The sequence below is a fragment of the Dehalococcoides sp. genome (assembly GCF_041654235.1).
In the GTDB taxonomy this organism is placed as follows: Bacteria; Chloroflexota; Dehalococcoidia; order Dehalococcoidales; family Dehalococcoidaceae; genus Dehalococcoides; species Dehalococcoides mccartyi_B.
Genome location: NZ_JBAZDW010000004.1, coordinates 40381 through 50432, shown reverse-complemented (window position 1 = coordinate 50432; position 10052 = coordinate 40381). Strand labels below are relative to the sequence as shown.

Genomic DNA, 10052 nt, shown 5'->3' with positions numbered 1-10052 from the left:
GGCCTTCTCCCGTGATACTCTTGATCAGGTACTCAAACTGGGCGAAGCCGGTATCAGACAGCTTTTTGATATTCAGAAGGGTATTACCCAGCCTCAGCTTTAGCCGATTAAATAGCAGATATTAAAAAGGGGGGCTTTACGCCCCCTTTAAACTATATTCGGGTAATAGAGACAGAAAGGTATCCTATCCCCTTATCTGCCCGCTACCGTAGACTATCCATTTGTAGCTGGTTATCTCTTTAAGCCCCATCGGGCCACGGGCATGCATCTTTTGGGTGCTGATACCCAGTTCCGCTCCCAGCCCGAATTGCGAGCCATCTGTAAAGCGGGTGGAGGCATTTACCATAACTGCGGCCGCATCTACTTCGTTAAGGAAACGCTGTGAAGAAGTATAGTTCTGGGTAACTATGCTTTCGGTATGCCCTGAGCCGTATCTGGCAATATGGGAAAGGGCTTCATCCAGACTGTCTACCACTTTCACCGCCGCAATCAGTGCCAGAAATTCCTTGCCCCAGTCATCCGGGGTGGCGGGTATGAGCTTACAACCGAAGGTGTTTTCCAGTATTTTCAAGGCGGCCTCATCTGCCCGTATTTCCACTCCGGCCTTGCTCCATTCGGCGGCAACAGCAGGCAGGAAAACAGGTGCTATATCTTTGTGCACCAGCAGGGTGTCCATGGCGTTGCAGACGGTGGGACGCTGTACTTTGGAGTTGTAAGCTATATTTACCGCATCAGTTACTTTGGCATCGGCATCTACATAAACATGCACTACCCCTATGCCGCCGGCAACCACCGGTATAAAAGAGTTTTGTTTAACATAACTAATAAGTCCGGCTCCGCCTCTGGGTATCACCAAATCTATCTGATCTGAAAGCTTGAGCAGGTGGTTTACCAGATTACGGTCAGTATTTTCCATAAACTGGACAGCTTCTTTGGGTAATCCTGCCTGTTCAACCGCCTGTCGGATAAGCTTAGCCAGAATGGTATTTGAATGGATAGTTTCCTTGCCGCCTCGCAGAATAACCGCATTTCCGGCTTTCAGGCACAAACTGGCAATATCCACTGTAACGTTGGGGCGGCTTTCGTAAATAGCCGCAATCACGCCCAGCGGTACCCGTTTTTTACCGATAATCAGCCCGTTGGGCATGGTGTTCATATCAAATATTTCACCCACCGGGTCTGGCAGGGCGGCGATAGCGAGTGTATCTTTGGCAATTCCCTCCAGACGGCTCTGGTCTATAATCAGGCGGTCAAGCATGGCGGGGAGCATACCTGAAGCTTTGGCTTCGTTCTGGTCTTTCAAATTGGCTTCCAGTATGGCAGGACCGTTATCCAGCAGGCAACGGGCAATATTTTTAAGGGCGGCGTCTTTTTGGGCAGATGAAGCATAGCTTAAAGGGCGGGAAGCGGCTCTGGCTAAACGGGCTTTTTCTTCTATTTCCAGCAGTGCTTTTTCCATCATTTCTCCTTTAAGCCGTGGTAATACACAAATATTAAACTTTAAGCTTAGAAATGGCAAGATTAAAATTATTGTTTGACCCTCTTGACCATTACCTAAGGTAATGGTTTATCATGGTGTTATGGAAAAACTACACACAGTTGGTGAACTCTCCAAAATGGCAGGGGTGAGTATACGCACTCTGCATTTTTATGATGTTAACGGTTTACTGAAACCCCGCAGTTATACTGCCGCCGGATACAGGCTGTATGGCAGGGAAGAGGCTTTGCGTCTTCAGCAGGTATTATTTTACCGTGAGCTGGGGTTTTCGCTGGAAGGCATAAAACTGCTGGTTGATGAACCGGGTACAAGCCTTCTTGAAAACCTGCGCCGGCAGAGCGGTTTGCTACAGGATAAGGGAAAACAGCTGGAAGATTTGCAGAAGACCGTTCAAAAAACTATATCCAGTCTGGAAGGGAAAATAGAGATGGAAATAAACGAATATTATCAGGGGCTTTCGCAGGAGAAGATTGATTACTACCGCAGTGAAGCCCGCCGCAGGTATGGAGAAGAAACAGTTAGGCGTTCAGAGGAAATGGTAGTAAAAATGGGCAAAACCAAAATGGCAGAGCTTCAGGCCCAAGGGCAAACCATATTTGAGAATATGGCTAAAAATATACCTAACGGCCCTGCCCACCGGGAGTCACAAGAACTGATAAACAAATGGCGGATATGGCTGGAAAACTTTGCTCATTACACAGATGAAGGTTTGCTGGGTCTAGCCATAGGCTACCGTGATGACCCGGAATTCAAGGCATTTTTTGACAAGATTCATCCTGAACTGGCCGCTTTTATTGCGGATGCGGCCGGGGTGTATTTTAAAAAGTCTACTTGATGCAACCGGGATATGCGGTATAAACAAAGGGCTGAAGAATATTCTTCAGCCCTTTCCGGTTTCAAGGATTGGATGGGAAAGGATACTAAATACCAGCAGGGTAAATAATTTTTTTGATTTTCCCATTTTAGGTTTTGAAAGAGTTATGATAAAGATATTGAAGACCGAATTGAATATTACGGAGGAGAGCCATGGAAGGTGTCAAATCCCGCTGGATAAGTATAGCTGTTATTGCACTTCTGGTGGTGGTTACCGGATTTAATACCGCTATGCTTTTTCAGAAATCTGACCAGCTTAGTCAAGCTGAAACCAAGATAGATTCTTTAACCCAAAGTTTGGCTTCACTTAGTGGCCTTGGCGGCGATATTGCCGGCCTGCAGCAAGACCTTTCAACTGTCCAAAGCCAGCTTCAGCAGGTAAATACAGACCTTACCTGTCATGCCTGTGCGGTTTCGGATGTGGTCAGTCTGATTGAACCGGCTATAGTGCGGGTAGATGTAAGCGGCAGGAATTTTTCTGCCTCCGGCTCAGGCACTATTGTTGATAATCGGGGTTATATACTGACCAATTACCATGTTATTGAAGGGGCAACCACTATCAGGGTAACCCTGATGAGCGGTGCTATATATTCGGCCAGTGTGGTAGGCAGTGATACGGGCCGGGATGTGGCTTTGCTGCTTATGAGTGCTACTAGCGGCCAGGAATTTCCTACTGTTACTTTGTCCACTATGGCTGATATCAAAGTGGGTATGGACGTGGTGGCGGCCGGGTTCCCTTTAGGGACTGATTTGGCTGGTCCGGCTACTTTTACCAAAGGTATTGTTTCGGCTATGCGTACCTATGAAGGTTATTTGTATGTTCAGACAGATGCAGCCGTAAACCCCGGCAACTCCGGCGGTTGCATGGTGAATATGGATGGACTTATGATAGGTATACCCTCTGCCGGGATAGTACCCTATGGTGAGGACATAGAAGATATTAATCTGGTAATACCGGTTAGTGATATTATCAGTTTTCTTGCTTTATACATATAAGGCTGAAAAATTTATAAATGAACATCCCTTTCCCAATATGCCCGAAGAAGCTATTATTATATATTAGATAATCTAAAGGAGGAGCAGGTATGACTACCGCCCAGAAATGGATAGGAGTATTACTCAGTTTGGTACTGATAGGGGTAAGTGCGTTTAACACTATTCTCCTGCTTGACCAGAAAGACCAGTTGCAGACTGCCCAGGGGCAGATCTCGTCTCTGCAAAGCCAGCTTAGTCAAGCCGGTACGGATATAAATACGCTTAAGAGCCAGCTGACGGCAGTAAACGGGCATTTAGCTACTTTGGATGGGCAAATCGGCGAGCTTTTAAAACTTTCTACGGCACAAGTGGATGCTATTGCCTCTGTTATGGCGTCGGTGGTGTACATAGAAGTAGATTATTATGACCGGTCTACCGGTGAAAGAGGTACTGTTTCCGGTTCAGGGACTATTATGGATAGCCGCGGCTATATACTTACTAACCGCCATGTGGTGGAAAACGCCACCAATGTGACCGTAATCTTGCCCAATAAACAAGTTTATACGGCTGAGGATTTCTGGATAGATGATTTTATGGATGTGGCCGTAGTTAAAATAAAGGCAAACGGTCTGCAGGCGGCATCTTTCGGTGACCCAAGCACCCTTAAAATGGGTGATACTGTTGTTGCTCTTGGTTATCCGTTAAGCATATCTCCCACTGATGGCGGTATGACGGTCACTGCCGGTATCGTAAGTAATCTGGAGAACTGGTTTTTTATAGATGAAACGCCTTATTTTGACGTAATCCAGACAGATGCGGCTATAAATCCGGGCAATTCCGGCGGGCCTATGATAAACCTCAAAGGTGAAATTATCGGTATAAATAGTGCCGGTATTTTAGATGCCCAAAATATGGGTTTTGCTATAAATGTGGCTACCGCCGAGCAGATTTATGAAAGCTTGGTAGCAGACGGCAGCATCAGTCATCCGTATCTGGGGATAGATGTTGATGACTATTATGATGATATACCGGGATTTAGCGGTGCTACCGAATCAAACGGGGTTGAGGTGTTGGATGTTGAACACGGCAGCCCGGCAGACCTTGCCGGTTTGAGGGATGGTGACGTTATTTACCAGTTTGACGGAAAGGCAGTCACCTCTTTTTCAGACCTGCTCAGAATTCTCTGGAGGATGGAATCAGGTGAGACGGTAGTTTTGCAGATAAAGAGGGGTGGAGTTGAGAGGACTATAACAATATTCCTTGAAGACCGCCCGTCATCCTCATACTTCTTTTAGTTTATAAATAATTGGTTATTAAAAAGCCCGGTGCTGTTTCTAAAACGTGCCGGGCTTTTTTTGATCGCGTTTGTTATGCAGGTTTCCCAGTGAACCACGCCCGTTAACCAGATAACGGTATTTGGGAAGTTTGCGTCCGGGTGGGGTAGTCAGGCTGATTACCACGCTGCCTTTACGCCCGTCTTCAGCCTCAAAAATATATTCAGCCGGTTTTAGCTCTTTAGAGGAGGTTATCTCTCCCCACCACTTGGCGGATGTATATTGGCTGGAGTTGGTTTCCATGAGGTTATACTGGACATCTGCCAGTGGTTTGTCCACCTCTTTAAGGTAAATATGGCCCAAGCCGCTGGTGTATTTAATGCTCACTGGGTTTTAAGCAGGCTCATGCCCTGAAAGAGATAGAAATGGCGTGAGGGCATGCCGTAAACGGCCTTGTTCAGCTTCTTTTTAAGGGTGCAGCGCCCTTGTTTTCCATCCTCGGTGCGGATAGAGTAACCACCACCGTCAGCTACTTTGTGGTATTCAGTGAAGACCAGTTCTCCCCACCAGCGGGAATCAGAATTATCCTGAAAGGTATATTCTACCTCTCCTATCAACTGGTCTCCCTGGTATATATTGCCCAGTGCCATGACCTACCTCCGTTAAATTACCACCAGATTATTGCGGTGTATTACTTCAGGGCCTTGGTTGCCCCCTAAAACGGCGTTTAGTTCCTGTGAGTGAAGGCCTTTTATTTTGGAAATATCATCTGAAGAGTAATTGGTTATGCCATAACCCAGCCGTTTTCCGTGGCTGTCGGTAAGCTTTACAATATCACCCCGCCCGAATTTGCCTTCGGCCTGTTGCACTCCGGCGGCCAGCAGGCTTTTCTGGTTTTCTCTTAGTGCTTTGGCTGCCCCGTCATCTACACAGATGCTGCCGCGGGTGCAAAGCCCGCTCATCATCCAGCGCTGGCGGCTATCCGGCTTGTGCAGTGAAGGTATAAAACGGGTGCCTTCATTTTCACCATTCGCCAGTTTGAGAATAATATCCGGTATATGCCCGTCTGCAATAATGGCGGTTACCCCTGAAGATGTGGCCAGTCTGGCGGCTTCCAGTTTGGTTACCATTCCGCCTGTACCCAGCTTGTTTGAGCTGCCGGCGGCCAGTTGCTCCAGTTCTTCGGTAATCTCTTTGACCTCGGTTATCAAGGTAGCTTCAGGGTGGAGAGTAGGGTCTGAGGTGTAAAGCCCGCGGATATTGGTCAGTATCAGCAGTAAATCAGCCTCTATCAGGTTGGCTACCATGGCCGACAGATTGTCATTATCCCCAAATTTGGCTTGCTGGATTTCATCTATTGCTACCACGTCATTTTCATTGACAATGGTTATAACTCCCAGTTCCATCAAAGCCAGCAGGGTATTTCGGGCGTTGAGGTAACCCGAACGGTCAGACAGGTCACTTTTGGTCAGCAGACCTTGGGCAACCGTCAGCCCGTGAGGACTGAATAACTGGTCATAATAATTCATAAGCTGGCTCTGGCCTATGGCGGCCAGCACTTGTTTAAAAGGAACATCTTTCGGAATGTGGCGGATACCCATTTTAGAGCGTCCGGCGGCAATAGCCCCCGAAGAAACTATAACTATCTCAGTACCCAGGCGGGTCAGTTCAGCTATCTGTTGGCACAGGTCAGCCATGCGCTCATGGTCAAGCTTGCCTGTGCCGCCGGTGAGCAGACTGGTGCCCAACTTTATTACAACCCGTTTATAACAATTTTCGTTCATAAATAAGTCATTATAGCAAGCAAGTTAAGCCAGAACAAGGATTACCCCGTATATATTGCACCTGACTTGAGGGCGGGTGCTTTCGGTGATACAATTTCCAAACGGGGCTACCTCTAACGGTAAGCCCCTAAATGTGTTTGGAGAATATATTGAACCTTAGCGGTTTGTTGCCTCTCATAGACCAAAGTCCTTCATTTAACAGCCTGTTTGAATCTTTAGACAGGGGTGAAGCTGATATTTCTGTTTTAGATGCGGGGAGGGGTTTCAGTTTGGCGGCGGTATACCGCAAGCTTAAATGCCCCATGCTGGTTATCACTTCACAGCCGGAGCGGGCACGGGAACTACTGGAACAGATAGCCGCTTACAGCGGGGAAGAGCCGGGGTTTTTGCCTGACCCCAGCCTGTTGCCTTACCAGAGGGCAGTTTCAGACCGTAATTCCTCACTGGAAAAAATGCGTCTGGCAGGCATTTTGGGCGGTTTTATCCGGAGTGGAGATGTCCGGATAATAGTTACAGCTGTGCCGGCTCTGCTTCAGCGGTATATATTCCCCAAAGTATTTGAGCAGTCTTTTGTGCAGGTCTGGACGGGATTGGAAACAGAACCCCAGAATCTTATTTGCCATTTTCAGCAACTGGGATACCGTCAGGAAAGCATAGTAGAAATGCCGGGAACATATTCACATCGGGGCGGGATACTGGATATCTTCCCCCATACCGAAGATAACCCGGTAAGGCTGGAATTTTTCGGCAATACGCTGGAAAGTTTGCGTAATTTTGACCCTCAAAGCCAGCGTTCGGGAAAGCAAGTAAACGAGCTTACCATCAGCCCCGCAAGTGAAATTTTTCATCTGGGGCAGTTGCCCCGTCAAGAGCTTAAAAACAAGCTGGATGCTTTGCTCACTGATAACCTTAATCCTGAATTCAGCCGCACTCTGTCGGCAGATATAAAACACTTGCAGGAGGGTTTAAAACCGGAATACCCGGAATTTTTTGCCCCTCTTTTCAATACCTCAAGCATACTTGATTATCTGCCGGCGGATGCTCTGGTAGTGCTGGATGAGCCTGCCTCTATAGAGCAGGCGGCTTTTCATCTGGATAAAGAAGCCGAAGAACTGCGCTCAGACCGTCTGTCACAAGGTGAGCTTCCTTCCGTTTATCCCCGCCCGTATTTCAGCTGGGCAGAGATATCTGAAATGCTAAAAACCAAAAAGAGGCTTATTATGGCCTCTTTCGGGCGGGAGAGTGAGTCTCTGAAGCTGGATTTTGCTTCTCCGGATAATTATGTGGGGCGTTTAACCAGTTTGTATGAGAAACTGCCGGAACTGAAAGGGCACGCAGGCAGGGTGGTTATAGTCAGCCATCAGGCCGCCCGTTTGACCGAGCTTCTGGCGGAAGAGGGTATTTCCACAAATGTTCAAACAGATATTTTAAAAACCCCTCCGTCTGCCAGCCTAAGCCTTGTTCAAGGGATATTGGGTGCGGGCTGGAGTTTAAGCGGTAGCTTGCACGTATTTACCGATGCCGAACTTTTTGGTTTTGTAAAACAGCGGCGTTTGCCCTCCAAACGTCCGGTTGCCCGCAAGGGAGTGGTGCTGGATATAAAGCCGGGTGAATTTGTGGTGCATATAGACCACGGGGTAGCCCTGTTCAGCGGGGTCAGCCATATGAACCGTGACGGCATGGATAAAGAATACCTGATACTCCAGTATGCCGGCGGCGACAAACTCTATGTACCCACAGACCAGATGGACAGGGTAAACCGTTTTATAGGTAGTGGGGATGAACCCCCGTCTTTGCACCGGCTGGGTACTCAGGAATGGCAAAGGGCTAAAGAAAAGGCCAGTGAATCCGCGGAAGAGACTGCCCGTGAGCTCCTTGAGATTTACGCCAAACGTGAACTGGCCAGCGGCTATGCTTTTTCGGCAGACACCGTCTGGCAACAGGAGATGGAAGCATCGTTCTCCTATGTGGAAACACCTGACCAGCTGAAGGCCCTGTACGATGTCAAAGAAGACATGGAAAAAACCCGCCCTATGGACAGGCTTATACTGGGGGACGTGGGCTACGGTAAAACCGAGGTAGCTATAAGGGCGGCTTTCAAAGCGGTTATGGATGGCAAGCAGGTAGCAGTTTTAGTACCTACTACTGTGCTTGCCCAGCAGCATTACACTACTTTTCGTGAACGGCTGGCCACTTTTCCGGTAAAAGTAGAGGTGCTAAGCCGCTTCCGCAGCCAGTCCGAACAGAAAGAAGTGGTTGAAAATCTGGAAAAAGGCGAGGTGGATATCTGCATAGGTACTCACCGCCTGCTTCAGGCAGATATAAAGTTTAAAGACTTGGGATTAGTAGTTATAGATGAAGAGCAACGCTTCGGGGTAGCCCACAAGGAATTTTTCAAGAAACTGCGTGCCCAGGTAGATGTGCTTACCCTTAGCGCTACCCCCATACCCCGTACTTTGCACATGTCCATGGTGGGAGTGCGGGATATGAGTATTATCGAAACTCCGCCCGGTGAACGCCTGCCTATAAAGACCGTAGTAGCCGCTTTTGATGAACGGCTGATACGTGAAGCTATACTGCGGGAAATGGAAAGAAACGGGCAGGTATTTTTTGTGAATAACCGGGTGATGGGCATAAATTTGCTGGCAGAACGTATCCAGCAGCTTGTTCCCGAAGCCCGCATAGGTATCGGGCACGGGCAGATGGCTGAAGAAAAACTGGCGGCCGTAATGGCTGATTTTGTGCGGCATGAACTGGATGTGCTGGTATGTACCACCATAATAGAATCCGGGGTGGATGTGCCGAATGCCAATACCCTTATCATAAACCGGGCAGACCGCTTCGGGCTTACCCAGCTTTACCAGTTGCGGGGAAGGGTGGGGCGGAGTTCTCAGCTGGCATATGCCTATTTCCTGTATGAAAAAGAAAAACGCCTTAGCGGCGATGCTGAGAAACGCCTGAAAACTATCTATGAGGCAGCTGAACTGGGGGCAGGCTACGGCATTGCTATGAAAGACTTGGAGATACGGGGTGCGGGAACACTGCTTGGGGTAAAACAGTCAGGGTATATAAATTCAGTCGGTTTCAATCTGTATACCCAGATGCTGTCAGAGGCTGTGGCCGGGCTGAAAGCTACGGGCAGCGGGCTTTCAAAAGAGGAAATACGCCTCAAGAACATGCCTGCCCCCAAGCTGGATTTACCTCTGGATGCATTTATACCCGAATATTATATTCAGGACCTGGATCTCAGGCTTTCCATCTACCAGCAGTTATCGGCTTTAACCAGTCTGGCAGGAGTTCAGGAAAAAGAAAAGGAACTGGCAGACCGGTTCGGGGCAATGCCGCCGGAACTTGAAAACCTGCTTTATTCAATCCGTCTGCGTCTGCTGGCTAAAAAAGCCCACGTGGATACTATAGTAACCGAAGGCAGCCAGATAGTGGTGCGGATGCTGGGCGGGCTGATAATAAACAAGTCTTTGCTTGAACCGCTTCGGGCAGGGGTTATCGCAGGGCGTAATCAGGTGGCTATAGAGTTTCAAAAAATTGGTGATAAATGGAAAGAGGTACTGGAAGAGGTAATCTGGCGATTGGGGTAGGCAGGGTTTAAAATGAATAAAATTTATGATATTATTCAAAATATTCAAATAT

8 protein-coding genes are annotated in these 10052 nt (G+C 48.0%); 4 read left to right on the top strand and 4 right to left on the bottom strand.

The window, feature by feature from the left end; all coding sequences use genetic code 11:
* Positions 1–184 precede the first annotated feature (184 nt).
* Entirely contained in the window at positions 185–1459 is a 1275-nt protein-coding gene (locus WC259_RS01170) for a glutamate-5-semialdehyde dehydrogenase (RefSeq protein ID WP_012984446.1), read from the bottom strand.
* A gap of 103 nt (positions 1460–1562) precedes the next feature.
* Between WC259_RS01170 and WC259_RS01165 the strand changes: the two genes are divergently transcribed.
* The 3 genes from WC259_RS01165 to WC259_RS01155 all read left to right on the top strand — a co-directional run bounded on the left by WC259_RS01165 (position 1563) and on the right by WC259_RS01155 (position 4641).
* A complete protein-coding gene (locus WC259_RS01165; protein WP_012984445.1) occupies positions 1563–2333 on the top strand; it encodes a MerR family transcriptional regulator in 771 nt (256 codons plus the stop codon).
* Positions 2334–2524: 191 nt separating this feature from the next.
* Positions 2525–3367: a S1C family serine protease gene (locus tag WC259_RS01160; protein ID WP_011309644.1), complete on the top strand. Its 843-nt coding sequence runs from the start codon at positions 2525–2527 to the stop codon at positions 3365–3367.
* Positions 3368–3456: 89 nt separating this feature from the next.
* Positions 3457–4641 carry a trypsin-like peptidase domain-containing protein gene (locus tag WC259_RS01155; protein ID WP_015407175.1) on the top strand — a complete coding sequence of 395 codons (1185 nt, stop codon included), beginning with the start codon at positions 3457–3459 and terminating at the stop codon, positions 4639–4641.
* 39 nt (positions 4642–4680) lie between these two features.
* Here the strand turns inward: WC259_RS01155 and WC259_RS01150 are convergent, their stop codons facing one another.
* The 3 genes from WC259_RS01150 to proB are packed head-to-tail and all read right to left on the bottom strand — an operon-like array spanning position 4681 to position 6404.
* Entirely contained in the window at positions 4681–5007 is a 327-nt protein-coding gene (locus WC259_RS01150; protein WP_015407174.1) for a hypothetical protein, read from the bottom strand.
* Positions 5004–5270: a hypothetical protein gene (locus WC259_RS01145; protein ID WP_011309641.1), complete on the bottom strand. Its 267-nt coding sequence runs from the start codon at positions 5268–5270 to the stop codon at positions 5004–5006. Before WC259_RS01145 ends, WC259_RS01150 begins: the two co-directional genes overlap by 4 nt.
* A gap of 12 nt (positions 5271–5282) precedes the next feature.
* The gene (gene proB, locus WC259_RS01140; RefSeq protein ID WP_078986975.1) at positions 5283–6404 is read right to left on the bottom strand and encodes a glutamate 5-kinase; all 1122 of its coding nucleotides are present in this window, start codon (positions 6402–6404) and stop codon (positions 5283–5285) included.
* Positions 6405–6553: 149 nt separating this feature from the next.
* Here proB and mfd point away from each other — a divergent pair, with 149 nt between their 5' ends.
* A complete protein-coding gene (mfd, locus tag WC259_RS01135; protein ID WP_372642846.1) occupies positions 6554–10000 on the top strand; it encodes a transcription-repair coupling factor in 3447 nt (1148 codons plus the stop codon).
* Positions 10001–10052 lie beyond the last annotated feature (52 nt).

Coding starts and splice junctions, on each gene's coding strand:
- proB (WP_078986975.1), bottom strand. CDS start 6,404: ATGAACGAAAATTGTTATAAACGGGTTGTAATAAAGTTGGGCACCAGT.
- WC259_RS01155 (WP_015407175.1), top strand. CDS start 3,457: ATGACTACCGCCCAGAAATGGATAGGAGTATTACTCAGTTTGGTACTG.
- WC259_RS01160 (WP_011309644.1), top strand. CDS start 2,525: ATGGAAGGTGTCAAATCCCGCTGGATAAGTATAGCTGTTATTGCACTT.
- WC259_RS01170 (WP_012984446.1), bottom strand. CDS start 1,459: ATGGAAAAAGCACTGCTGGAAATAGAAGAAAAAGCCCGTTTAGCCAGA.
- WC259_RS01145 (WP_011309641.1), bottom strand. CDS start 5,270: ATGGCACTGGGCAATATATACCAGGGAGACCAGTTGATAGGAGAGGTA.
- WC259_RS01165 (WP_012984445.1), top strand. CDS start 1,563: ATGGTTTATCATGGTGTTATGGAAAAACTACACACAGTTGGTGAACTC.